The following is a 24,040-nucleotide window of genomic DNA, read 5'->3' on the forward strand; positions in this document are numbered from 1 at the left end:
TACCTAAATTTACAGGCAGGCTGCCACCAAACGATCAATCTGTTTGGCTGCATGAATGACAGGAATGAACCGCAGGTATAGTGGGCACAACAGGTTATGCCCCAAGGAAATTTACTTTACTGCCGCTGGCTGGAGTACAGCCAGGATCTGCTCAACGACCTGCTGCGGATTGGCACTGCCATCGATGACATGATGTGCAGCATTTTGATATAACGCTTCACGCGTGGTAAGCACTTCCATGATCTCTTCGGCGATAGGCCGCCCGGTCAGAGTAGGCCGCTGCCCCTCCTCAGGAACCTCTTCCAAGCGCTGAGCCAGGATGCTGGCAGGCGCACGCAGGTAAATCACCGTGCCGTGCTCCCGCATGAAATGCCGGTTTTCTTCAGCCAGGATCGCCCCGCCACCGGTGGCAACCACGGTTGACGGCGCAGTTACCGCTTGCAAAGCTACCGTTTCGCGCCGCCGAAACCCCTGCCAACCTTCCTGCGCAACGATTTCCGCCACGCTCATTTGCACGGTTTGCTGCATAAACAGGTCGGTATCAATAAACTGATAACCTAATGCCTGCGCTAATGCGCTGCCTATGGTGGTTTTACCTGCTCCGCGAGCGCCTACCATAAAAATGGTTTGTGTCATTACCGGTTGTCCCTTATGCGATGACTTGAATGCATTGGTTTGCCTGCCGTGAGTGCGGGCAGCCGGAGCAGGCACTCACGCTGCTGCTGCTGCATCATACAGTCCTCTGCATGTATTTCAATATTTACAACAGTGTAAATTCCATTACACAGCGGCTACCCGCAGCAAGACCCTGTTTAATTTCTTCTGCAAGTAAACCCTGTAGTTGCGCATCCAACTGATGGGCAGATAGCCTGCGGAATCCCAAACGTTGGTAATAAGGTGCATTCCAAGGTACGTTGACAAAAGTGGTCAACGTCAGCCGAGGCGCGCCCTGTTGCCTGGCCAGTGACATAACTTCGGCAATGAGTTTTTTACCAACCCCTTGCCGCTGCCAGTTGGCCGCTACCGACAATTCTGCAATATGCCAGCCGTGCAACAATGATTGAACAGCAATAAAACCCGCAACCTGTCCGTCGGCGTCAACCATCAGCCATTCTCGCTGCTGCGCAATAAAATCAGCATGCTGCTGTGGGCTCATCCCCTCATCGTCGGCAATAAATTGCAGCTCCGCCAGTTGCAGAAACAGTTGCCCTGCAGAGCGTTCAACCTCGATCAACTGCTGAATATCAGACTGTTGCGCTAAACGTAAACTAAGCATGACTAGCCGGTGTCCCAGAATTGAACGCGAGCGCCTATTTAAACAGATTTTACCGGTAGCAGAAACCAACAAGGCTGCTCCCTTCGGTATCCAACCCACGCTTGTCACTGGGTAACGATTTTAAGCTGTCTGTTATTGCTACTTCGTTGGTTGAGCCGATCACGGCAAGCCGCTGATTGTGCCTTGGTCATCATGTAAAGGGCGTGCATTTGTCGCCATGGCTTTACTTCCGCTAATACGAATATCCATCAGCAGAGGAACAAATTTCGGGCTAGGGAAAATTTTGGCATCCTTTTTACCGAATGCAGGGCTATCGGCATTCGGTAAACGTCGTCAGTATCAGGTCGCCGCCTTCCTGATGATTTAAAACCAGCCCGGAACCGCCCCCTCCGCAGCATACGAAGATAGTGGCAATGCAGAGGCAAAAAGGAGACAAAGCGGTTTGATTCTCATGGTGTCATCTCACAGTGAGTAAAGGTAAGCGCTAAAAGCCTATTAACCTCCGATGACACCCAGATGACAAAGCCGCTTATAACCCCTCTGCTATTTATGCCTTAACCGCCACAAGCATCATAATGTCACTGGTAAAGGAGCCATCAGCCTGAATGGCAAAGTGCTGGCTAACCTCTTCAGCCACACCTTGCTGTAATGCGCGGATAGCGGTGACAAAATGCTCCGGTGTTCGCATACGCGCCACCCAACTGCTGAATTCCAGATCCAGACGGTCAGTCGTGGCTTCCTGTATCAGCAACCCTGACTCAGTGAACATACTCAGCCACTCTCCCGGCGCATAATTCCTTACGTGCGAGGTATCCCGCAAGACCTCGACAGTTTGCAGATAGATATCCAATAACGGATGCCCGGGCGAAACCACGTCCATAAAGATGGCCCTGCCCCCCGGTTTCAGCACACGTTTCACCTCGCGCAGTGCCCGGCCAACGTCATGCCAGTGGTGTGCCGAATAGCGGCTGATCACCACCTCAAAACTGGCATCGCCGAACGGTAGTAATTCCGCGACGCCTTGCTGTACCTGAATATTCGCCAACCCCTTTTCCCGCGCAGCATTGCTCACAACATCCAGCATTTGTGCCGAGAGATCGTACGCAACCACCTGAGCCACATTAGGGGCTGCGGTAAAACTGGCATGCCCCGCCCCACACCCCAGATCCAGCAATCGGGCAGAGGAACTTCCCGCAAGCAGCTCAGCCAGACGTTGCAGATCTCTCCCTTGCGCATGAACTGTGCTGCTCAAATAGGCATTGGCCTGTTCGCCAAACTGGCGTTCAACTGCATTTTTGTGGCTGTCGCTGACACTCATAATCACTCCCTTTTTTTATCTGGCTTGCGCCTGCGCCGGATGGCCTGTAGGACTATAATCAAACTACTAAACGGGTACAATATGAGCAGTTATCCTAGGCTGTGCCCCTTAATTGTACGCGAGTACCGCTGGAAGTCATTTGTACGCAGAACAAGGCGTGAGCCGTGAGGTTTGGTGGACCAAATAAGCGGCGAATAACGCAGCAATGCGTACAAATGGCCCCAGCCCTTCGGGTCGCGCCCCACAAGCCCATCCTCTGCGTTGTCGGGCTTGAACAGAGGGCCACTCTGCCCTTCGCCCTCCGCCTTGATAATGGGCTTTTGGGTCTGCGACGGCACCACGGACATTTAAGGGGCACAGCCTTGTATCAAAAGGTACCACCTATGGAATCGGATGCTTTATCCAGCCAGAAAGCCCTTGGGGCCTTTTTGCGTGCTCACCGCGAACGCGTCACGCCAGACATGCTCGGCTTGCCTACCGCCGTACGTCGCCGTACCAGTGGGTTACGCCGGGAAGAACTTGCGCAAATCAGCGGTATCAGCGCAACCTGGTATACCTGGATCGAACAGGGGCGCGAGGTTTCCATTTCCCCCTATACGTTGGCCCGCATTGCCAAAGCACTGCGTTTAAGCCATGCCGAGCGTCACTACCTGTTTACTCTGGCGCGTATTAGTGACCCTGAGCAGCAAAAACCACAGGAAACGATCGATCCAGCCGTGCTGGACAGCGTGCATCAAGTTGCGGTGCCCTGCTATTTACTCGACCTCACCTGGAACATGATTGCCTGGAATCCGCAGGCAGAAGTGCTGTTCTGCGACTGGCTAAAACGGGCAAAAACACCGAACCTGCTGCACTTCATGTTCTTTCACCCACAGGCCAAAGTGCTGGTCAGAAACTGGGAAGATCGCGCGCGGCGGTTAGTGGCAGAGTTCCGTGCCGAAACCAGCCATCATCAGGGCACCGAAGAAATACGTGCTTTGGTTCGTAATATGACGCACAACAGTGAAGCCTTTCGTCATTGGTGGAAACAACAGGACGTTCTGGCACGTGAAGGTGGTGAACGTATGTTCAGCCATCCACAACAGGGGGAGCTTTCTTATCGGCAAGTGACATTCTATCCGGCAGAGCAAAGCGGATTGAAACTGGTAATGTTAATACCTTTACCGTGACGGGAAACCTCTTCAGAACATTCTGGCGCAAATGCTGGCAGACGTCCTCCTTTCGCGGCTTCGCTTATTCCGGGGAGGATGGGATACCTCCCCTCAATCATGCGCCTACGGCAAAGTGTTGGAATAGAGCTAGGGGGTTTCGCTATTATTTATCTTGGCTAACGCCAAGCGATAGGCCTTTACCTTCTGGCGTTTCTTAAACCAAGTTACGGCAGAAACAACAAAAATTGTGCCGGACATGGCTAGTACCCCGATAGGCTGGCCGTAAAACAACATCAATACGAAGTAAACTGCCGAAACAATTGCCACCCATTTAGCCGAATTCCCTACGGCATTCTTCTCAAGGGCTAAACGGCGAATAGACTCTTCCTCACTGATCCCCATACTCACTCCTTGTTAGCTATTCAGTCCATTATATACTCGTCATACTTCAAGTTGCATGGGTGTTAGCTGCGACCAATCGCACCAGTCACATAGTGGGTTATGCTCCTGGCGACTCTCGGTCTTGCCGCGTTACTTGGCCCAATTATGGGCCTCGCCCCTGCGGGGCCAGCGCAAGCGCTGTTCAAAAACGCATTGCGTTTTTGTCATGCAACTCGAATTATTTAGAGTATAAGTGGAAATATTGTGCAGCTTTCAATCACATTTACAGTGAAGAAACGTAAATTAAAATTCGTTTCTTCTCCACACTATATGGTGTCGTCAGGCGGTGATTTCGATGGCGTTACCGTCGGGATCAAGAATAATCGCCTCATAAAAGCCGTCCCCCGTCCAGCGAGGCGCAGCTTGCAGAACACCATCAAGCTGTGCTTGCTTCGCCAAGGAATCCACTTGCGCTTCGCTACCCAGTGAGAGTGCAATGTGCGCCCAACCGATCCGTTCCTGCCGCTCTGCTCCCGGCAGCAAACTAGGAACACTCATGATTTCCAGCGTTGGTCCAGAAGCCAGTTGAATAAAGCGGGAGACAAAACCGGGACGGTTCTTGCTGACATAGGTTTCTCCCGCCACACCATTGAAATAGCGCAGCCAGAAGTTAACTTGCGCCTCAATATCCTGTGTCCATAAAGCAACGTGGGCTATTTTCATCATCAATCTCCATTGTCTACTGGCATATACAGCAGGTTTCATAGCTAAAGGTAACCTGCTGTTCAAGCGGAGGAGCCACTATGGGCAAAAATCAGATATACCCAAGTTACTTCAAGTTGCAGGTGGGCGGCAACTGAACAGCAAATCTGTCGATCCAGGGGGATGTGGGGGCCTCTGGTGCTATTTTTTCGCGGGGTGGTCGCGGCGGAAAAGTTCCCAACTGTCAATTTCCTGCCCGTCTGCCATGGTACAGGTAGAATACTGCCCTTGAGAATTTTGCTTCGCGGTCAGCTTGCCACCCGACTTAGTGCAATAAACATCGGCAGGATTCGCCATGCCTATATTCTTATCCACCCGTGGCGGTAATGGCGCATCATTGTTGGTTTTGCTAACGCACCCTTGCAGCAAGGTTGTGCCAACAAACAGGGAAAGCATCAGGAGTTTTTTCATTGATATCGACTCTTCAGTAAAATTAGACGGTGTCGCTTGGTTGTGCTCCCGTAAAAATGCCGTGTATCACGAAAAACTCCTTTCATTCCATGAGGAACTCGTGTGCTGCCAGCGCAGCCAAGCGAAGAATACGTTACCATTATTGTAGGTACCAGGAATATAGGTAGCCTGGAAAGTCAATTGCTTATAGCCGATCGACGCTAACGGCAGCGGTGCAGGGATAGGAATGTATTTCCAGTTATCACGAGCGGTAACGCTAAGAGTGAACCCTATGCCCAGACGAAAATCCTTATTGTCGCTCGGGCGCAAAATTTTCTCGTAAGCATAGCCGCCGATGGGTTCCCACTTATTGAACGAATCTTTGAAAGCCATCGCATAGATGGCATGCCAGTTACCGTCGCCATCAAAACGGGAGATACCGTAGCCTGCCCCCCACGGACGCTCATTGTAGTTATCGAGCTTTTCCTGATCGTAAGTCCAGCGGTTGTGCCAGGTGATGGCGGGCAGATAAAACTCCTTGTTTGGGGAGTTATTCCAGGTTTCCGCCACATTGCCTTTGAAGCGCCCCCACAGGCCAGGATCTTCGGCATGTACAACCTGGCTACTTTCTCTACCCGCCTCAGCATGTAAAGGCAGTGCAGGAAATATCAACGCCAGTGAACATACCAAAAGGATCCTTATAAAACCCATCATAAACTCCTGTAAAAATGCAGCCGGGGATTCTTAACGATCGCCCTATCCAAATCAAGTTGTATCTTATTTGGTCAATGCTTTTACCCGCACATTTGGGATTTTTCCAACCGGGCAACGCCCGTTCATTGCCTGCAAGTGCACCAACATCCTGCCTGCGCGCTTCAAAGCATTGAACTTGGATTTAACCGTGGTCATTTAATACGACAAAAAATACAGGCAGCAAACAGCGGGAAGCAATGAGGCCAATCTAGGCTGTGTCCCTTAATTGCACGCGAGCGCCGCTGGCGGTCATTTGCGCACAGGGCAAGGCGAGAGCCGCGAGGTTTGGTGGACCAAATAAGCGGCGAACAACGCCGCAATGCGCGCAAATGGCCCCAGCCCGAAGGGTCGCGCCCCAAAAGCCCGTTCGAAGTAAAGTCGGGCTTGAACAGAGGGCCACTCTGCCCTTCACCCTCCGCCTTGATAACGGGCTTTTGGGTCTGCGACGGCACCACGGGCAATTAAGGGACACAGCCTAGGCTTCAGCGCAAAGCTTGTCTTTCAGATAATTCTGTCTTTTACTTTTTCTTCAATGAGTTATAGAGGATTATCAAAGTTTGATTGGTAAACGAAAATGAGGTTGATGACAAAGTCGCCTTCCGACCCGAGATACCCGGGCCTAGCGCACCGAGGGGCGCTCCGACGGCTTACGCCGTTACGACCCCATCGGTACGCTCTCCCTAATAACGGGGTTTGTCAGCAGTCTGAAATTAACTTGATTGCTTAATGTGAAATAGTTTCAGCCTATTCGGGAACGTTACAGAAAACGTACTGGGTGATGCCGTTACCTGCCTCCTTGCCAGAAAAAATATTGCTCTCCTGCTGGTGTAGCGAAACATTGCCATTAAATTGAAACCAAGTGTGATCCGTTCCACAGCGTTTCAACCATCCCTATCGGCCTCTAGCTGTATAAAGTTGCCAACCACGGCAAACAACAAGGTATTTTGTTAAAAATATGTATGCGTGAAGTTAACATTACAACTAAGGAGAATAATTGAATTGGGAGTCATTAAATAATGAAAAGTATCTGAATTGCTTTTTACCAACTGCAGTTAGGTTAATCTTAGGGGCACAGCCTAACAGATAAGAACCTACTGTCTTACCCGCATTGACTTCCTGCATACCTTCATAGCGTAAAGGCTTGTATACGATACGCATGCTTCCATCATCTTGCACAAACTTGAATAAGTTTTCACTTACATCGACTGTTAACGGTAACTCCAAATGGGTGAGTCGCATTTTCAACGATTAGCGGAACGGCATCGCCAACGGTTTTCTGCTGTGTTTCTGCTAAATATAATTAAAGTGAATGTGGAGCAAGTCGTGAAAATAACAATAGGTTCATTCATCCTGCAACAGCTTCATGCCGCTAAGGTAGCCCATATTTATGGCGTTCCCGGTGATTACAACCTGGCCTTGTTGGAAATGATCGAACATGACCCTCAGGTCAACTTCATTGGTAACTGCAACGAGTTAAATGCCGCCTATGCGGCAGACGGCTATGCACGGCTCAACGGCATCGGAGCTTTAATTGTCACTTATGGCGTGGGGGATTTGGCGGCACTTTCCGGTATTGCCGGTGCCTATGCGGAATCTGCCGCTGTAATCTGCATTGCGGGCTCACCGCCGCTACATGCGATGAAAAGCCATGCTTTACTGCATCACACGCTGGCGGATGGCAATTTTGACAACGTGATGAACTGCTTCAAGCAATTCACCGTGGCACAGGCACTGATCACGCCAGAAAATGCCGCGACAGAAATTCCACGCCTGATTACCTGCGCCTGGCAACAGAAAAAACCGGTTTATCTGCAATTGCCTGCGGATCTGTGCGATGTGGAAATCGATGTGCCCGATAAGCTTTCCCAGCCGCGCTTACCCAGCAGCGACAAAAACAATCTCGAACTGGCAGCAACGGCCCTACTCACTCGTATCAACCAGTCAAAACAGCCAGTAATACTGGTTGATCAGATGGTTGAGCGTTATCAATTACAGCAGTTGGTGATCGAAGTAGCGCAAAAATTCGCGATCCCGTTAGCCAATATGCCCACGGCAAAGTGCGTGCTCCCAGAGAATACTCCCGGCTGGCAAGGAGGTTATAACGGTGATTTATCTCGTCCTGAATTATTCGCACTGATGGCTGAATCGGATTGCGTACTCAGTTTCGGTGTTCGTCTGGTAGATTCCACCACGGGTTATTTCAGCCAGCAGTTTGCAACTTCAGCGGTGGTGGATATTCAACCCTATTCGCTTAAGCTGGAAAACATCGCCTATCCGGCCGTCACTGCCGCAGACCTGCTGCAAACCTTGCTGGACAAGGCAAAAAATACGCTGCCGACAACGCTGACCCCATTACCACATTCCGAGTATAAGTTGGCAACACCGGACAATAGCCTGCTTGAGCACGCAAATTTCTGGCAACGTATGAACCGTTTTATCCAACCTGACGACGTCCTGGTGGTAGAAAACGGCACTTCAGGTGCAGCGATTGGCGCAATGCGCATGCCTGAGGGGGTGACGGTGGTGAACCAGCCGATCTGGGGCTCGATAGGTTATACCTTACCTGCCTTACTGGGCGCGATGATGGCTTCGCCTGAACGCAGACATCTGCTGTTTATCGGTGACGGTTCGTTCCAACTGACTGCCCAGGAGCTTTCCACATTGCTACGTTGTGGACAAAAGCCGATTATTTTCCTGATTAATAATGGTGGTTACACGATCGAGCGCTATATCTTGGGTGAGTCGTCGTCTTATAACGATATCAGCCCGTGGAATTACGCCAAGCTGGCTGCCGTACTTAACCCTCAGGTGGAGTCCTTCTGTGTAGCGGTAGAAACCAGCCAGCAGTTGGAGCTGGCTTTGGAGCAGGCCTCACGCCAGCACTCTCTGGTATTTATTGAAGTAAAATTACCTGCGATGGATACCCCACCCGCGATGATAGCGTTTTGTAACCGTTGTAATAACTTCAACTTTGGCCTGCACAATCCCCGGCGCAGCGTTTGAACCAGTGCTGATGTTTAGCTACACAGCAAAAAACGAATAAATATCGCACTAATTGCATGATCTAGATCACTGTATTTATATACAGCCAAAGTAACAATAGCGGCTTGCAAATCAGTCTATTTTTTACCTACTGGAGAATGTGATGAAAGCGAATATCGTTGGTTGGTTTGAGATTTATGTTGCTGATATGCCTCGGGCAAAAAAATTCTATGAGTCTGTGTTTATGACTCAGCTAGAAAAGCTGGAAAACGAGGAAATGGAATACCTGATGTTCCCGTACGAACAAGGGCATGAAGGGGCGGGTGGCGCGTTGGTTAAAATGGATGGCGTTCCACCAGGGCCTGGCGGCACCATGGTTTACCTGATGTGTGACGATTGCGCAGTAGAAGAAAGCCGCGTGGCACCCAATGGCGGGGAAATACTCAGAGCAAAATTCCCTATCGGCGAGAATGGCTTTATTTCGATTGTCAAAGACACTGAAGGCAACGTGATTGGTTTGCACTCAATGAAGTAAAGCCGTCCGCAGCTTGAAACCCGGCTGCACGCTTTACCTCAACGTAAACGGCCCTGGCATGCAGGGCCTTAACGCAATGCAAAACCTCTATTCAGCTCAAATCAACATCTTTGCTGCCAAATAGCCAGGTCACAATAAATCCGGCGGTGTACGCAATCAGCAGCCCGGCAATGTAAACCAGCATACCGGCATAAATACCTTTTGCCGAAGTCATCAGGGGAATAGAAACCAAACCGGATGGACCAAAGACGGTATTAAGCCCCACAGGCAGCCCCATCCAGGCAACCAACCCGATAAAGAAACCACCTATCGCGCCCCCTATACAGGCAGTCACAAACGGTTTTAAGCGTGGTAGCGTAACGCCATAAATAAGCGGTTCGCCAATGCCCAACAAGCCAGGGAAAATGGCACCTTTAATTTGGGTACGCAGAACAGAGCCCTTAGGGGAACGTGCAAACAGAGCCAGCGCAGCGCCAACCTGCCCAGCACCGGCCATTGCCAGAATAGGGAAAAGGGAATTGAAGCCCTGCACATCCATTAGGGCAAAATAAACCGGAACAAAGCCCTGATGAATACCAAAAACCACGGCGATCAGGAACAGCCCGGCCAAAATTGCGGTGCCGAACGGGTTACCATTCAGATGCATAAACAGCCATGACATGCCCTTAAACAGCTCGCCGCCGACCGGCATAATCACCACATAGGTAATTGCGCCGGTAATCAGTAAGGTAATGGTCGAAGTCAGGATCATATCCAGGTTGTCAGGAATAAACCGGCGCACCTGCCGCTCGATCCAAGCCCCCAGGATACAGGCCAAAAGAACACCAATAATGTTGCCACGCGGGTCTATCACCAGACCAAAAAAGTCGCTAAAACCTGCGTAATAACCGCTGGTCCCTTCTGGCACATAGCGCAAAATGAACAGCGAAGCGATAATCGCACCATTAACACCAGTGCCGCCAAAGGCTTTCTGGGTGTTGAAACCAATCAGGATGCTCAGGAAGGTAAACAAACCCACGCTGAACACTTTCATGTAGGCAATCAGCCCCTTTAGCCATACAGCCTGAACCACACCGTCGACTACCAGTGTTTGTTGCATCAGCGTTGCTATCCCCAATAACAATCCTGCGGCGATAAACCCAGGAATTAATGGGGTAAAAATGGTGGCGAATTTAGTCAGGAAATTATGAACAGCGCTGTTTTGGCCCGCTTTCCTCTGCTGTTTATTCTGATTGGCCAGCGTCCGCAAATCGTTCTGCTCGGCCGTAGTCTGCCCCTGCTGTGGCTCCGCGCTGAGTAGCGCATTCATCATCTCGCTGGCGGTCTGTGCTTTGCCTGGGCCGAGGATAATCTGCAGTTGATCATCACCATTAATCACCCCCAGTACGCCGGGTATTTTCTTTATGGTATCGATCTGGATGCTTTGACGGTCTTTGAGCGTAAGACGCAGTCTCGTCATGCAGTTACCACAGAGAATGACATTGTTGCTGCCGCCGATGAGCAGTAAAATCTGCTCAATCATAGAAACGGTTATTTTCGCCATAGTTATGCCTTTATCCCTTGCAGCGCTTTACGAATAAATCCGTTATTTTTTGCCAGGATCGCACTGGCTTCCTGTGCAGAAAGATCGCCAAGGATCATCACAATCGCGGTTTTGCAGTGGCGATTACACTGATTAAGCGCCTGTTCTGCCCGCTCTGAACTGCACTCCGTTGCTTCGACGACGATATTGACCTGCCGCTGGAGCAATTTGGCGTTGGTTGCCTCAACGTCCACCATCAGGTTGCTGTAAACCTTGCCGCTACGGATCATCGCCCCGGTGGTGATCATATTCAGGATTAATTTCTGCGCGGTGCCCGCTTTCATCCGTGACGAACCGGTAACCACTTCCGGGCCAACCCGTGGTTCGATAGCGATATCTGCCGCTTTGCTCATTTCGCTTCCCGGATTGCAGGAGATTGACGCTACCGTTGCCCCAACGCTGCGGGCGTAAGCCATAGCACCCAAGACATATGGGGTACGGCCACTCGCTGCAATCCCCACCAATAGGTCACGGGCGTTGAAATCGAGGTTACGCAGATCCTGCGCACCCATCTCAGCATTATCCTCTGCATTTTCAACCGCTTGCAGTATTGCCGTATTGCCACCGGCTATCAGACCAATCACCTGTTCACGGGGTGTGCCATAAGTTGGCGGACACTCGCTGGCATCCAAAATCCCCAACCGCCCAGAGGTACCGGCACCGCAATAAATCAATCTGCCGCCTTGAGCGAAAGCCTCTACCAGAAGATCGACAACCTTTGCGACTTCAGGCAGCGTTGCCTCTACCGCAAGGGGCACCTGCTGATCTTCTCGGTTAATCAATGCGAGCATGTCGAGCGTTGGCAGGGTATCGATTTCAGCGCTGGCAGGATTTCGGCTTTCCGTCACCATTTTGCTTAAATTAATCTTCATAGGGCTTCCATTGATTCAGGTTTCCAGCAATATTAAGGAATTATTTATTCCTTATGTGTGATAATTATCACGGTAAATCGATTCTCTATGGCATCAAAATAAGGAATAAGCGTCAAAAAACAATACGAAATCAATACTTATTACCAATAATTTCATATAATTAAAGAAAAAGAATAAAGCGCGTCATTACTGGAATAATCTATGACGCCCGGTGGAGATATTTTTGATGTCGATCCTAAATGAAATAACCTGGCTGCTGCCTGAACTTGCCGAGAACCAGCAAAAAATTGCCAAGTACATTCTCGATAAACCAGAATCGGTGCTTATGCTCTCTTCCTCGCGCTTCGCAGAAGATATTGGGGTCAGTCAGTCCGCCATCGTGAAGTTTAGTCAGAAAATTGGCATGAAAGGGTTTCCCGCGCTGAAAATTGCCATCAGTGAAGAGTTGGGCAGAAATGAGCGCTTAAAATCCTATCCGCATAAAGCCTTACATAACGCCATTTCAGCGGAAGACTCCCTGAGCGTCATGGCGCAAAAATTGGCTAACGAGAAGACAGCAGCGATTATAGAAACCACCAGAAGGCTAAACTTTGCTGTTTTTCAGAAAGTTATTGATATTATCGATAACGCCCTGCGGGTACAGATTGTTGGCATATGGGCATCAGGGCTGACAGCCAAAGATCTTAGCTACAAATTGCAGAAGATAGGGATTATCAGCCTGGTGGAGGCCGATCTGCATGTTCAGTTAGCCACTGCTCACTGCCTGACGGCCAAAGACGTGCAAATTGTGATTTCTTTCAGTGGTAAAAGGAAAGATATGCGAACGGCAGCCAGCATGGCCAAAGCGCAGGGAGCGACAGTGATCGCTATAACGGGCAGTAAAGAAAACCCGTTGGCCAAAATAGCCGATTACGTACTGGAAAGCGTCTCCGACGAGAATGAGTGGCGAAGCTCCTCTATTTCGTCGCGAACCGCACAGAATACCCTGACGGATTTGATTTTTCTGGCCCTGATGCAGCAGCGAAAAGAGATCGCCAAGCCCCAGGTTCTCAATACCAGCATGGCGATTAACAATCTGGATGATTAGACTGTGCCCCCTCAATTGCAAGGGAGCACCGTTGGCGGTCATTTGATTACAGTACAAGGCGTGAGCCATGAGAGGGGCCATAGGTCTGGCTCCAAAAACTCAGTTAAGCCTTACTGCCTGGAGCAACACTGCCCCACACCATTTCCCCTTTGTGGAAGGTCGCGGTTCTAGGCGAAATCCGCGCCACCGCTTCAGCGGAGCAGGATGCGTCCACTAGCACGAAACTGGCATCGTCCTGAACTTTTGGCCATACGCGCTCACCCTTATCGTTCAGCGGCAGCACCCCCCCTGTGGCAATCGACAGCGCACGCGACAGGGTTTTCTCATTCGGGCTAATGTAGAGCTGTGCATACAGATTGGCTTTTTCCAGCATGTCAGCCAAACCAAACGGCGACCAGTGGTCGATCACGCTGTCCGTACCCGTCATGACAAATACGCCTTTGTCACGCAACTGGCTAAGCGGCATATGCAGCGTACCAATAGGCACCGAAGAAGCGATGGTTACCTGCTGCGCTACCATGCGGGCCGCTAACTCATCCACCTGCTGTTCATTCAGCGTTGCCAGTATAAAGGCGTGGCTAATGGTCAGCTTGCCTTTCAGTTGTGGGGTTTTCTCCACGGTGTCTAGCATATATTTCACCGCTGCCAACCCCGCCGGGCTGGTTTCATGCAGGTGGATGTCGACCCCTTTGTCATAATCCAGGGCGATCTGGAACATGGTATCAAGCGATTTTTCCATTGCGGCATCGACGTTGGTCGGATCCAATCCACCTACGTAGTGTGCTCCCGCCTGCATCGCCTCACGCATCAGCGGTTCCGATTTTGAAAGCAGTAAACCATGCTGCGGGAAGGCGACGATCTCGCACTCGAAACCGGACTTGCGGCGTGCCAGCACCGCCTGCAGATCCTCAAGATTTTTTAACCCGGATACGTGTTCCACGTTGCAATGGCTGCGAGCAATAGTGGTTCCGTGTGACTGCAGAAGGTCGATCAGTTTCCCTGCGCGCTCCTGAGTATAGGGCCGCAGTTCCGGCAGCAATTTATGTTCCAGGGCGATCATATCCTGGATCGTAGTGTCTGCCGGGAGATTCAGAGCGCGCCACGGGCCACCATAAAACGTTTTGTCCAGGTGGATATGCATGTCACGCATGGCGGGCAGCATCAGTTTGCCACCAGCGTCATATACTGGCACGGTGCCGTCCGGGTGCTGCCGATTATCGCGCAAGGTGACGATCTTCCCCTGTTTGATTTCCAGGGTTTTGAGTTCAGTGCGGGTAGCAACTGGCATTGCGCCGTCAAACTCAAAACCCTGCTCAAGCAGAACGTTATCCAGATAGTAGTGCGGGGAAGTGATGCGCATAGGTTGTGACGCTTCACGTTTGTCTGTTGCCGATTGCGCGGCATAACCGACGGAAGTGGTTGCCCCCAAAAGCGCACAGGCAGCAGCAACTTTACCGCTATGACTCAAGAAATCACGGCGACTTTTATTTTCATTCATCTCTTCTTCCCTCTAAGACGTTGACAATATGCGTACCGGTCTCACCGCGCAGTGCTGCGGGTAAGCATTCCGGTGAGGTGATCACTACACGTTTTCCTCCATGGTGCAAAAATGCCAGGCTAGCAGCAATCTTCGGAAGCATACTGCCAGGAGGGAAGTGCCCTTCTTCCATATAACGCGTCATTTCTGGCACGGTGACCTGACCCAGCTCACGCTGATTGGGCTTACCAAAGTGAACACACACCTTCTCCACCCCGGTAGTGATCACCAACACATCTGCACTGATTTCCCTAGCCAGTAGCGCAGTCGACAGGTCCTTATCGATGACCGCATCCACGCTCTGATAATCCCCCTGTGGGCCACGCACTACCGGGATCCCACCGCCACCGGCACCAATGACCACAAAGCCCTGCTGTGTCAGTGCCCTAATGGCATCGGCCTCAACAATGCGTTTAGGCTCCGGCGAAGCGACCACCCGACGATAGCCACGCCCTGAGTCTTCAACAAAATGCCAGGTTGGATGTTGTTGTAGCAACGCATCGCGCTGCGCTGCGCTGAAGAAAGCACCAATCGGCTTGGTGGGGTGCTCGAAGCCGGGATCGTCCTTATCCACTTCTACCTGTGTGATGATCGTTACCGCTTTCTGCTCACCGCGTTGGGCCAGTTGATTGTTGAGCGCCTGCTGAATCAGATAGCCGATGCCCCCTTGAGTATCGGCAACGCAATTGGCCAACGGCGTTAGAGGTAGTCCTTCATATTCGTGCGCCAACTCTGCACGGCGCAGATCCAGGCCGACCTGGGGACCATTGCCATGAGTGAGCACAATGTCATAGTCGGATGCCAACATCTCCAGCACCGATTCAGCAACGGCTTTCACCGCCTCGGCCTGATGTTCAACAGACTGGCTGGCGTTATCCTTGATAATACTGTTGCCACCGATGGCCACTACCACTAGTTCTTTCATCTGGTTTATCCGATAAGAGAGACGGGGCAAGCCCCGTCATGGGTTACGCGGTCTTGGTCGGTTCCTGCACCGATGCGGGAACATTTTCACGGCTATCGAGCACGTGTTTCACCACAAACATGCCCGCCATCATCAGATAGGCGAGAACAAACATCATCGAATTGCCGGTAGCAAAGCCGACCGCCGGGGAGTGGATCACGCCAAACAGTGACAACAATGCCCCCGTTGCTGCCGCGACCGAGCCACGCAGCGGTTTGTTATTGATAGCGAAGATAGCGATGCACCCCCACAGCATGCTGGCAAGCGGTGCACCGTTGCCCAAATGCACCAGTCCCTGGTAGTACACCCCTTTGCTGTACAGCAATTCCGTGCCCAGTTTGGCGGCAGAAGTGCCTGCGGCTCCCATCACGCTGTTGACCATGGTCAGCGCCCAGTTGGCGATCCACGGGAACAGGCAGATGAAGATCACCGGCACCTCCACTTTCGGTGTTTCCCGCACCACCTGATTGGCCGTAACCACGCCGATAAACACCAGAATTGGCACAATTGCGGTCATTGGGATCACCGCAAGCATAAAGGCCCCCAGCCCGAATAGCGGTACGATGAACATGGTCACGCCAGACGCCAAGGTGTAACCAATACTGGCCCCCATGGCTTTCCAACCCGCGTGGCCAACATAGACGGTCACCGGGAACGGGTTACCCAATAGGCAGCCAATCATCGAGGAGAAACCGTTCGCCATCATCACTTTGCGGGTGTCGTAGTTATCCCCTGCTGCATGCGCACTTTCGATATTTTCCAGGTCAAAAATGTAGTTCGCCAGCCCGAGCGGCACGGCGGAGGCCAGATACGGCAGCGCGTGCGGCAAGCCATTAATAAAGCCGTCGATATGAATACCCGGTGGGTTGAAGCCAAAGGACGCCATCGAAGCTTTAATCGCCTCCGGGCTTTGCAGACCGGAAATCCACGCCAGTGCCGTACCCGCAACCAGCAGCAGTAAGCCGGTCGGTATACGTGCGAAGATAGGTTTTTTGCCAAACCAGTTGATAAAGATCAGCAGCAGAACAATGAACGATACCGTCGGCGCTTCGAACGCCTGCAACATCGGGTTCATCGCCAGCAGCAGCAGCCCCAAACCAGACAGGCAGGAGAGCAGCACGGTTCTCGGGATCATCTTGCGGATGGTTTCCCCCAGGAACGAGCCGCCCACCAGGATCAGCGCTTCAACAAAGCACCACACCAGGCCAATCTGGATGGCAAAGTCAGCATCACCGGTTTGCTGATAAACCGGCATCAGCACCAGGAAAGTAACGGTAAAGATTGACGGTGCGCTGGGGCCAGAGGGTAGCGCGGTCACATCGGTGCGCCCGGTCTGGCGCGCCATTTGTAGTCCAAACCAGGTGTAACAAACGCTGGCCAACAGCACTGCCAGACCAAAAGCCGGGGCTATACGTCCGTAAACAATCTCTTTAGGAATACCGACCACAAAGATCAGCAACCCCATCATGGTGAGTAGGTTAGTCAGGTTATTGGTCATCAGCCCGAAATAGGCCGCCCAGTCACCGCGTTTCCACTCTAATTTTATTCTGTTCATGGAATGTCCTTCACAGGTCGTTAAAACACGCTTTACGATCCAGGGGATCGCCATCGGTCCTGCAGGTGACAATGCTCAAACTTGGCTACTGTGGGGCTAACTCGCGGTTAGCCCCGTTTTTTTGTTATTGGCAGTAGCGGTCACGGTAAGTCAGTAAAGCCTTCTCAAAGCAGGCGAACGGCGGATGCACAATCCCGGCGCCGATCATGCCGATCCCCGCATCTTTATGGGCAATAGCGGTGTTAATCACCGGCAGGATGCCGCTGCTACCGACTTTGGTAATGTCGATAGCCGTCGGGATCCCCATAAACGAGAGCAGAGGAATGGTAACGTTGGGGTTTTCGCCAAGGGTGATTTCCCGCATCTGGCGGGAGAAATCGATCGCCTCATCGACGGTACCCCCCACCAGCGCAACGATGGCCGGGGCAGTCGCCATGGCAAAGCCGCCAATACCGTAGGTTTCGGTAATCGCGCTGTCGCCGATATCCAACCCGGAGTCTTCCGCTTTATAGCCAGCAAACATCGGGCCGATAACCTGCTGTGCCGGGCCGGTAAACCACTGCCCTGGTAGCCCACTGATGCGCAAACCAAACTCGACGCCATTGCGCGCCATGGTTGTCACTACCGTGCTGTATTCAATACCGTGAGCCGCATCCATTGCAGCCTTGCACATTGCCATCCAGGTAGGGCCGGAGAAGTAATCACTGCTGGCGACAAAATCGAAGACCTCACGCTGTTGCTCAACCGGGTAACCGGCCTGGATGATCCACGGCGTTAGCGCCTGGATCAACAGCGTAGTACCCGCGTTATTGCGGTTGTGACACTCGTCCCCCATGTGGAGGGCCTGCGCCAGCATCAGCCGCAGGTCGATCTCACCTGCCAGCTTCATGGCGTCACGCAACATCGGGCCCTGCACATCGCGCATCCAGTTCAGGCGGTCAATAACGCTCTGGTCGTTGGCCCCCATGCGCAGGATCTTGGCCATCTGCTCGCTCATGTTGGTGTAGGCACGGTTGCCGTAGGTTTTGTTTTCTACGATGTGCATAAACATTGACGCAGAGGTCACACCAGCCATTGAACCCACGCAGTCATGCTCATGGCAGGGGGAGAAGGTAATTTCACCGGATGCTGCCAGTTCAGCCGCCTCTTCGAGGTTGGCAGCTAATCCTTCGAACACCAGCGCACCGGTTACCGCCCCTTTCATCGCCCCACACATTTTTTCCCAACTAATCGGTGGGCCAGCGTGGAGAATGGTCTTGCGGGTCATACCCGGTACCACATTAATCGCCTGGTCGTAACCCACCAGAACCGGGTGCGACTGGATAATGCGCTCCAGCGCCAGTTTATTGGCTGCTGCAATCTTGTCGGCAAGCGCCGGGGAAGCGATCTGGTCGAGCGCCTCAACCACCGCCATGTTGCCCTGCCCCGGAGGCGTCCAGTCAAGATGAGTGACCGGGATATGCTGCTTTTTAAGATCGTCACTGAACATGGCAATACCCACGTTGATCACATTCAGCGGTTGGTTAAAGAATGAATGGCTCATCAGGCTTTCTCCCCTTTGCAGACAAATTCACGCGCCAGTAATCCGGTATTGGTGCTGCTACTCGCCCAAATGACGCCAGCATCCGTGAGCATCTGGCACTGCTGCTGCAGCGATGGCGTATCAAGATCGGTCCCCAGCACATAGCCGAGGATCTCCAGTGGCCGTTGCTCACGTGCGGCAATCGCCTTGGCCTGTTTGATGGCATCGATCATTACGCCCACAGGGTCTTCATGCGCACCGAAGCCGAGCACAAAATCCATCACTATCACGCCCACTTCCGGGTCACGAGCCTCCTGCAACAGGCGGCTGATACGGTTGGTTGGGTCGATCATCGGATGCGGTTTTCCATTGGTGAAATCATCGTCACCGAAGTCGAGGAAGGTGTGTGCAATACTCTGGTTGAGATCTTTTAAACGTTTGGATGGGTCAGGTTGAATATTGCTGTAAACATCGCTGTATTTTTCCAGGGCGGCAAACATTGCTTCGTCACACAGCGTACCGCCGCAGAATAGACCGCGAACATACTTTTGCTGCGGCGTCAGACGAGCGCGCACTTCTTCAATCAGCGGCCAGTTGAGAGGATGAAGATCGAGAGACTCTTGCTTGATACCGGTGAGCAACACCGCTTTTAGTGCCGCCTCTTTGGTGGCACGTGCAAACTGTAGCCCTTGCTCATCAGCCGGTGGCGCGTTACGCCCAAGGAAGCAGACCACCACCGGTTTACGGCAGGCACGGGCACGTTCAAGTACGGTATGTGCCACCGCTGGCGCTGGCGGTTTGGAAACCAGCACGATAACTTCTGTCTGATTATCATCTTCCAACATTTTCAGGGCATCCAACATCATGATGCCGCCGATCTTTTCACTAAGATCGCGCCCGCCGGTACCTATCAGCTGTGAAATACCGCCGCCAAACTCATGGATACGCACGCTCAGTTCCTGGCTACCGGTGCCGGATGCACCGATGATGCCAATGTTGCCGCGGCGCACCGCGTTACCAAAACAGAGAGCGGCACCATTAATGATGGCCGTTCCGCAGTCAGGCCCCATCATCAGCAACCCTTTTTCATGCGCCAGTTGCTTCAGTGCCAACTCATCGTCAATCGAAACATTATCGGAAAACAGCATCACGTTAAGATTGTTTTCCAGCGCCTGACGAGCTTCACGCGCTGCATACAGGCCATTCACCGAAATAACTGCAAGATTGCTCTCTGGAATGTTGGCTTTGGCGCTGGCAACGGTGGCATAGCGAGCTTCGTGCCGAGTACCTTTATCTTTATTGGTGAACAACGCTTCAATAGCCTGCAACGTGGCGTCGTTGGCTTGGTCGCTGGCACCTTTGATCACAATCATCAGGTCGCCGTTTTTGGCCGCTTCCAGTTCTGGCGTCATCAACCCCAGGTTCTGCAACACACCTTTATTCATTTCGGTGGCCATCGCCACAAACGCCTGTTCAACCCCCTCCAGTTTGTTCGCCTTGGTCGAAATCGACATCAGTGAAACGGAATCAAACCAGGTGTTCTTTTTAACAATGATCCTGATTGGCATAATGCTCTCCAAAATATGCGGTCAAGAAGCAGGCATCAGCCATGCCAAACAGCATGTCGCATCCTGAGCTTGAGCCGACTTTTTTAATCTCGTTAATGGTGTGAATAATTAAGTAACGATCGTCCCGTACAATTTTTCCTATCAGATCCCCAATTACCTGCCGATAGCGCTGATTGATTGCCGCTTCTAATGTAATTGCGCTCAACAGCGTCGTTTTCTCTCTCGCTTTCCTCAATGCGTTGAGGAAAGTCTCGCGATATTTTCGTGCCGGATGGCCTGGCAGCATCAATATGACGCTAAGTCCTACCAGATAATCATCACCGGAAGGCGTTAAGCCAATACCCAGCCCAATCAGTGAATGTATGACTTGTTCAAAGTTTTCATTACACCGCATAGCTTTTAATAAGGCACTGCGGTTGCGTTGTAGTTGCACCGCGATTTCTTGATAAAAAATATTGTCGCCACAGTAATCAAAAAGCGAATTACCAGACATCGCATGCTGATTAATCCATTGACCCCAGCGGTACCAATTAATATCTTTTATATTTTCCTCAGTTAAATCGCATTCAAAGCATTGCCATAAATGGCAGTGAGAAAGATCAATCCATTTATTCTGACCAACTTCAATGCCATCCTGCAAAAAACACACCGGCTCGCCGGGGCTAAATAGTTTGTCGCAGTGCCGGAGCGCTATTCGGCAGCTATTCGGGGCATTATCGTACTCATGGCTTAATAATGTGTAGAGCATTTTCTGCTCCGGGACGAACAGGTTTACCGCCCTGGAAAAAACCTGTTCAACATGCCCGACTAACCGTTGACGAGGAAAGCCAGCGTCCGCCGATAGCGCACTAATGCACTGCCGTATTGGCTGTGCGATAACCTTTCTCCTCTTTTCTTATGCACCCGCTGCTATCAGCAGTTCAGCAATTTCTTGATAGCCTTTCTCACGTGCCAGGGTTAGCGGTGACTTACCATACTTGTCGGTCATATGTGGATTCGCACCATGCTCGAGCAGTAATTTGACAATTTCCTGCTGTCTGGCACCGCCATCATTCAGCACGATGGCTTCCAGCAGGGGGGTCCAGCCGACAAAGTTGGTGTGATTGACGTTAATATCGGTACGCAACAATAATTCACGCACAATTTCAACGTGACCTTTTTCACTGGCAGGAGTAATACCAACACCACCAAAGCGAGTGAGACGCTCCAAATCAGGGTTTGCCGGTAATACCAGCCGCAACAACGTTAAATCATTATTAAGGCAGCTCAATAGGAATGGGTTAAAACAGGTTTGATCTTGCTTATCAATATCTGCACCGGCAGAAATTAATAACTCTACACAACTATAGTGTTTATTCAGGCTGGCAATAGTTATTGCAGTTCGGCCTTGGCGATTGGTGGTATTAATATCTACACCTTCAGCCAAACAATTTTTCAGTGTATCGGCATCGCCTTTTTCAGCTGCGAAAAGAAACTCGCTCATTAATTCTTTCTGAGACATATTCTGGCTCCCTCTTTACTGGTGGGCTTATACCCAAAATAATTCGTGTTGCTTGTAGGCGGCCCCGAAGGGGCGAGGCCCGACATGGGCCGAGTAACGCAGCCAACACCCAAGCAATTTGAAGTATGAAGGGTATAGCACTATTTATTGCTTGTCAGAATAGCAACAGACTCAGTAGAAAAACATCCGTTTAAAAATCATTCATCGCAAAGGGATACATTATTGAATAGTTTTCAACAATCGGAGCAGAGCGTGCGACGGCGCAGTGTTTTCTCTCTGTTCTGGCCGTTTTCCAGCGATAACGATCCTATCTGCGAATGCAGATTCACTGCACGTCACAGCTGGCTTACAACAAATAGTTTGAAATGTGACACTCATCAAATCAGTTGTAACCTTAGTGTTAAAATTCATTCAATACTGGTTGCTCACCCCAAGAATTACAAATACATTCAATAATACGGCAGCGGTTATTGTCCCCTTCGCTGACCGCATCCACTTACTAAGGGGATTGCTGCGGACCCCCAACACATGAACTCTATTTTTACCGAAGAAAATCTGCTGGCTTTCACCACCGCCGCGCGTTTCGGCAGCTTTAGCAAGGCGGCAGAAGAGTTGGGCCTGACAACCTCGGCTATCAGCTATACCATCAAGCGTATGGAAACCGGGCTGGATGTGGTGCTGTTCTCCCGCAACACTCGCAGTATCGAGCTTACCGAGTCCGGTTTTTATTTCTATCGTAAAGCCACCGATCTGCTTAACGACTTTCACGCTATCAAGCGCGGTATCGACACCATTTCTCAAGGCATTGAGGCTCGGGTACGCATCTGCATTAACCAGTTACTTTATACCCCCCGGCATACCGCCCGGTTGCTACAGGTGTTAAAAAAACAGTTCCCCACCTGCCATATCACGGTAACGACCGAGGTTTATAACGGCGTCTGGGATTCCATCATTAATAATCTGGCCAATATTGCGATTGGTGCACCTGACACCCTGCTGGACGGTGGCGGCATTGATTACACGGAGATTGGTGCTATCCGCTGGGTTTTTGCCATCGCACCCGATCACCCGCTGGCATTTATGCCGGAACCCATATCAGAGAGCCAGTTGCGGCTGTATCCGAACATTATGGTGGAAGACACCGCTCATACCATTAACAAGAAAGTGGGTTGGCTGTTGCACGGACAAGAGGCAATCATGGTTCCAGATTTCAATACCAAGTGCCAGTGCCAGATCTTGGGTGAAGGGATTGGTTTCCTGCCGGAATATATGGCCCGTGAGGCTGTAGCCGAAGGTTTGTTGGCGCTTCGCACTATCCATAACCCACGCCAGGATTCCCGTATGTTACTGGCCACCCAGCACGCCGCTAGTGGGCAGGTTACCCAGTGGATTAAAAAACAGTTCATTCAAGGTGGCGTGTTAAGCGAGATTTACGCCGATCTGCTCTATCGAGATGAATAGGTCAATTAAGGGACACAGCCTAAAGTTCGCCGCACCTGAAGCGTATCTCGTTTTACGCGAGCCACATCAAATTGAAAGGTGAAAACTCTGTGCTACGCTTAATACCGTTATTGGTAGCCAAGGGCGTCATATTTTCTGGTTTAGGGAAGCTCAGGGACGGCAGATATTCTCCATAGCTGAAATTGTTCCCAAGCAGTGTCCCTTGATTGCAACTTAGCGCCATTGGTGTTCATTTGAGCGCGAGGCAAGGCGTGACAAGCAAACGGCGAACAGCGCAGCAACGCACTCACCCTTTCCAACCAGGAGAGTTGCGCCCCATCTGTGTCGCTTTCCTGCATCCCGAATTCTCGTCGTCGCTGAGAGGACCAGGCCGAGTGAGGTTTCACGCTCATATGCCATGGCAGGAAACCGCCCGATACTGGTCAGATTCTTTACCGAAGAGCCAACACTTACCGGCTCTCCTCCGAACGGCATTGTAAGGAAGAAATAATGAACTTTGAAACTCAGTCAATTGGCAATGTTTTGGTGGTTACCCCGTTGAACAGGCGATTGGATGCGGCGGTCTCCTCCTCGTTTAAGGAACATATGCAAACTGTGATTGCTCAGGGTGCCAACAATATTTTGCTGGATTTCAGTCAGGTTGAATTTATTGACAGTAGTTGTTTAGGTGCTTTGGTTTCTATTTTGAAAACCTTGCATGGAAAAGGTGAACTTGCGGTTTGTTCACTCAACGGCAACATCCAGAGCATGTTCAAGCTAACCCGGATGGACAAAATATTTACTATCGGCGTGGATCAACAGTCGACCCTACAACAAATGCGCTCAGTATAAATCTGATTAATA

22 protein-coding genes are annotated in these 24,040 nt (G+C 51.2%); 6 read left to right on the forward strand and 16 right to left on the reverse strand.

The features are described from left to right. Window positions 1-111 precede the first annotated feature (111 nt). The 3 genes from aroL to SAQUA_RS18290 form a co-directional block, all read right to left on the reverse strand. Window positions 112-636, reverse strand: a complete 525-nt coding sequence (gene aroL, locus SAQUA_RS18280; RefSeq protein ID WP_380674623.1) for a shikimate kinase AroL — start codon at window positions 634-636, stop codon at window positions 112-114. 124 nt (window positions 637-760) lie between these two features. Further along, on the reverse strand, window positions 761-1,276 hold the full coding sequence (locus SAQUA_RS18285; RefSeq protein ID WP_380674621.1) for a GNAT family N-acetyltransferase: 516 nt from the start codon (window positions 1,274-1,276) through the stop codon (window positions 761-763). Between the two features lie 547 nt (window positions 1,277-1,823). Next, complete coding sequence (locus SAQUA_RS18290; protein WP_380674619.1) at window positions 1,824-2,594, reverse strand: class I SAM-dependent methyltransferase; 771 nt, start codon at window positions 2,592-2,594, stop codon at window positions 1,824-1,826. A gap of 383 nt (window positions 2,595-2,977) precedes the next feature. On the opposite strand from SAQUA_RS18290, the gene SAQUA_RS18295 reads away from it, so the two are divergent. Then, the gene (locus SAQUA_RS18295) at window positions 2,978-3,763 is read left to right on the forward strand and encodes a helix-turn-helix transcriptional regulator (RefSeq protein ID WP_380674617.1); all 786 of its coding nucleotides are present in this window, start codon (window positions 2,978-2,980) and stop codon (window positions 3,761-3,763) included. A gap of 129 nt (window positions 3,764-3,892) precedes the next feature. Here the strand turns inward: SAQUA_RS18295 and SAQUA_RS18300 are convergent, their stop codons facing one another. The 4 genes from SAQUA_RS18300 to pagP all read right to left on the reverse strand — a co-directional run bounded on the left by SAQUA_RS18300 (window position 3,893) and on the right by pagP (window position 5,992). Further along, the gene (locus tag SAQUA_RS18300; protein WP_380674615.1) at window positions 3,893-4,147 is read right to left on the reverse strand and encodes an ABC transporter ATP-binding protein; all 255 of its coding nucleotides are present in this window, start codon (window positions 4,145-4,147) and stop codon (window positions 3,893-3,895) included. A 318-nt stretch (window positions 4,148-4,465) separates the two neighbouring features. After that, a complete protein-coding gene (locus tag SAQUA_RS18305; RefSeq protein WP_380675055.1) occupies window positions 4,466-4,849 on the reverse strand; it encodes a VOC family protein in 384 nt (127 codons plus the stop codon). Between the two features lie 180 nt (window positions 4,850-5,029). Further along, window positions 5,030-5,299 (reverse strand): DUF333 domain-containing protein, encoded by a 270-nt coding sequence (locus tag SAQUA_RS18310; protein ID WP_380674613.1) that lies wholly within the window; start codon window positions 5,297-5,299, stop codon window positions 5,030-5,032. 66 nt (window positions 5,300-5,365) lie between these two features. Further along, window positions 5,366-5,992: a lipid IV(A) palmitoyltransferase PagP gene (pagP, locus tag SAQUA_RS18315; RefSeq protein ID WP_380674611.1), complete on the reverse strand. Its 627-nt coding sequence runs from the start codon at window positions 5,990-5,992 to the stop codon at window positions 5,366-5,368. A 1,362-nt stretch (window positions 5,993-7,354) separates the two neighbouring features. Between pagP and SAQUA_RS18320 the strand changes: the two genes are divergently transcribed. Both SAQUA_RS18320 and SAQUA_RS18325 read left to right on the forward strand, forming a co-directional pair. Then, the gene (locus SAQUA_RS18320; protein WP_380674609.1) at window positions 7,355-9,034 is read left to right on the forward strand and encodes an alpha-keto acid decarboxylase family protein; all 1,680 of its coding nucleotides are present in this window, start codon (window positions 7,355-7,357) and stop codon (window positions 9,032-9,034) included. Between the two features lie 142 nt (window positions 9,035-9,176). Continuing rightward, on the forward strand, window positions 9,177-9,548 hold the full coding sequence (locus SAQUA_RS18325) for a VOC family protein (RefSeq protein ID WP_380674607.1): 372 nt from the start codon (window positions 9,177-9,179) through the stop codon (window positions 9,546-9,548). A gap of 91 nt (window positions 9,549-9,639) precedes the next feature. On the opposite strand, the gene murP is transcribed toward SAQUA_RS18325, so the two are convergent. Both murP and murQ read right to left on the reverse strand, forming a co-directional pair. Continuing rightward, window positions 9,640-11,091 carry a PTS N-acetylmuramic acid transporter subunit IIBC gene (gene murP, locus SAQUA_RS18330; protein ID WP_380674605.1) on the reverse strand — a complete coding sequence of 484 codons (1,452 nt, stop codon included), beginning with the start codon at window positions 11,089-11,091 and terminating at the stop codon, window positions 9,640-9,642. A 2-nt stretch (window positions 11,092-11,093) separates the two neighbouring features. Further along, window positions 11,094-12,002 carry an N-acetylmuramic acid 6-phosphate etherase gene (gene murQ / locus SAQUA_RS18335; RefSeq protein ID WP_380674603.1) on the reverse strand — a complete coding sequence of 303 codons (909 nt, stop codon included), beginning with the start codon at window positions 12,000-12,002 and terminating at the stop codon, window positions 11,094-11,096. Between the two features lie 226 nt (window positions 12,003-12,228). On the opposite strand from murQ, the gene SAQUA_RS18340 reads away from it, so the two are divergent. Next, on the forward strand, window positions 12,229-13,089 hold the full coding sequence (locus tag SAQUA_RS18340) for an SIS domain-containing protein (protein ID WP_380674601.1): 861 nt from the start codon (window positions 12,229-12,231) through the stop codon (window positions 13,087-13,089). A gap of 103 nt (window positions 13,090-13,192) precedes the next feature. Here the strand turns inward: SAQUA_RS18340 and SAQUA_RS18345 are convergent, their stop codons facing one another. From SAQUA_RS18345 to SAQUA_RS18375, 7 genes are all read right to left on the reverse strand, one after another. After that, on the reverse strand, window positions 13,193-14,587 hold the full coding sequence (locus SAQUA_RS18345) for an amidohydrolase family protein (RefSeq protein WP_380674599.1): 1,395 nt from the start codon (window positions 14,585-14,587) through the stop codon (window positions 13,193-13,195). After that, window positions 14,580-15,551 carry a carbamate kinase family protein gene (locus SAQUA_RS18350; RefSeq protein ID WP_380674597.1) on the reverse strand — a complete coding sequence of 324 codons (972 nt, stop codon included), beginning with the start codon at window positions 15,549-15,551 and terminating at the stop codon, window positions 14,580-14,582. The genes SAQUA_RS18345 and SAQUA_RS18350 overlap by 8 nt, the downstream gene beginning before the upstream one ends. A 43-nt stretch (window positions 15,552-15,594) precedes the next feature. Continuing rightward, on the reverse strand, window positions 15,595-17,145 hold the full coding sequence (locus SAQUA_RS18355) for a xanthine permease (RefSeq protein WP_380674595.1): 1,551 nt from the start codon (window positions 17,143-17,145) through the stop codon (window positions 15,595-15,597). Between the two features lie 124 nt (window positions 17,146-17,269). Then, window positions 17,270-18,688 (reverse strand): DUF1116 domain-containing protein, encoded by a 1,419-nt coding sequence (locus tag SAQUA_RS18360; RefSeq protein WP_380674593.1) that lies wholly within the window; start codon window positions 18,686-18,688, stop codon window positions 17,270-17,272. After that, a complete protein-coding gene (gene fdrA / locus SAQUA_RS18365) occupies window positions 18,688-20,235 on the reverse strand; it encodes an acyl-CoA synthetase FdrA (protein WP_380674591.1) in 1,548 nt (515 codons plus the stop codon). The genes SAQUA_RS18360 and fdrA overlap by 1 nt, the downstream gene beginning before the upstream one ends. Further along, the gene (locus tag SAQUA_RS18370; RefSeq protein WP_380674589.1) at window positions 20,213-20,983 is read right to left on the reverse strand and encodes a DUF2877 domain-containing protein; all 771 of its coding nucleotides are present in this window, start codon (window positions 20,981-20,983) and stop codon (window positions 20,213-20,215) included. The genes fdrA and SAQUA_RS18370 overlap by 23 nt, the downstream gene beginning before the upstream one ends. A 147-nt stretch (window positions 20,984-21,130) precedes the next feature. Next, window positions 21,131-21,736, reverse strand: coding sequence for an ankyrin repeat domain-containing protein (locus SAQUA_RS18375; protein WP_380674587.1), 606 nt, complete (start codon window positions 21,734-21,736; stop codon window positions 21,131-21,133). A gap of 528 nt (window positions 21,737-22,264) precedes the next feature. Here SAQUA_RS18375 and SAQUA_RS18380 point away from each other — a divergent pair. Both SAQUA_RS18380 and SAQUA_RS18385 read left to right on the forward strand, forming a co-directional pair. Continuing rightward, window positions 22,265-23,197: a LysR substrate-binding domain-containing protein gene (locus SAQUA_RS18380; protein WP_380674585.1), complete on the forward strand. Its 933-nt coding sequence runs from the start codon at window positions 22,265-22,267 to the stop codon at window positions 23,195-23,197. A gap of 489 nt (window positions 23,198-23,686) precedes the next feature. Continuing rightward, entirely contained in the window at window positions 23,687-24,028 is a 342-nt protein-coding gene (locus SAQUA_RS18385; protein WP_380674583.1) for an STAS domain-containing protein, read from the forward strand. The last annotated feature ends 12 nt before the right edge of the window (window positions 24,029-24,040 follow it).

This window comes from Serratia aquatilis (assembly GCF_044865145.1).
GTDB lineage: Bacteria > Pseudomonadota > Gammaproteobacteria > Enterobacterales > Enterobacteriaceae > Chania > Chania aquatilis.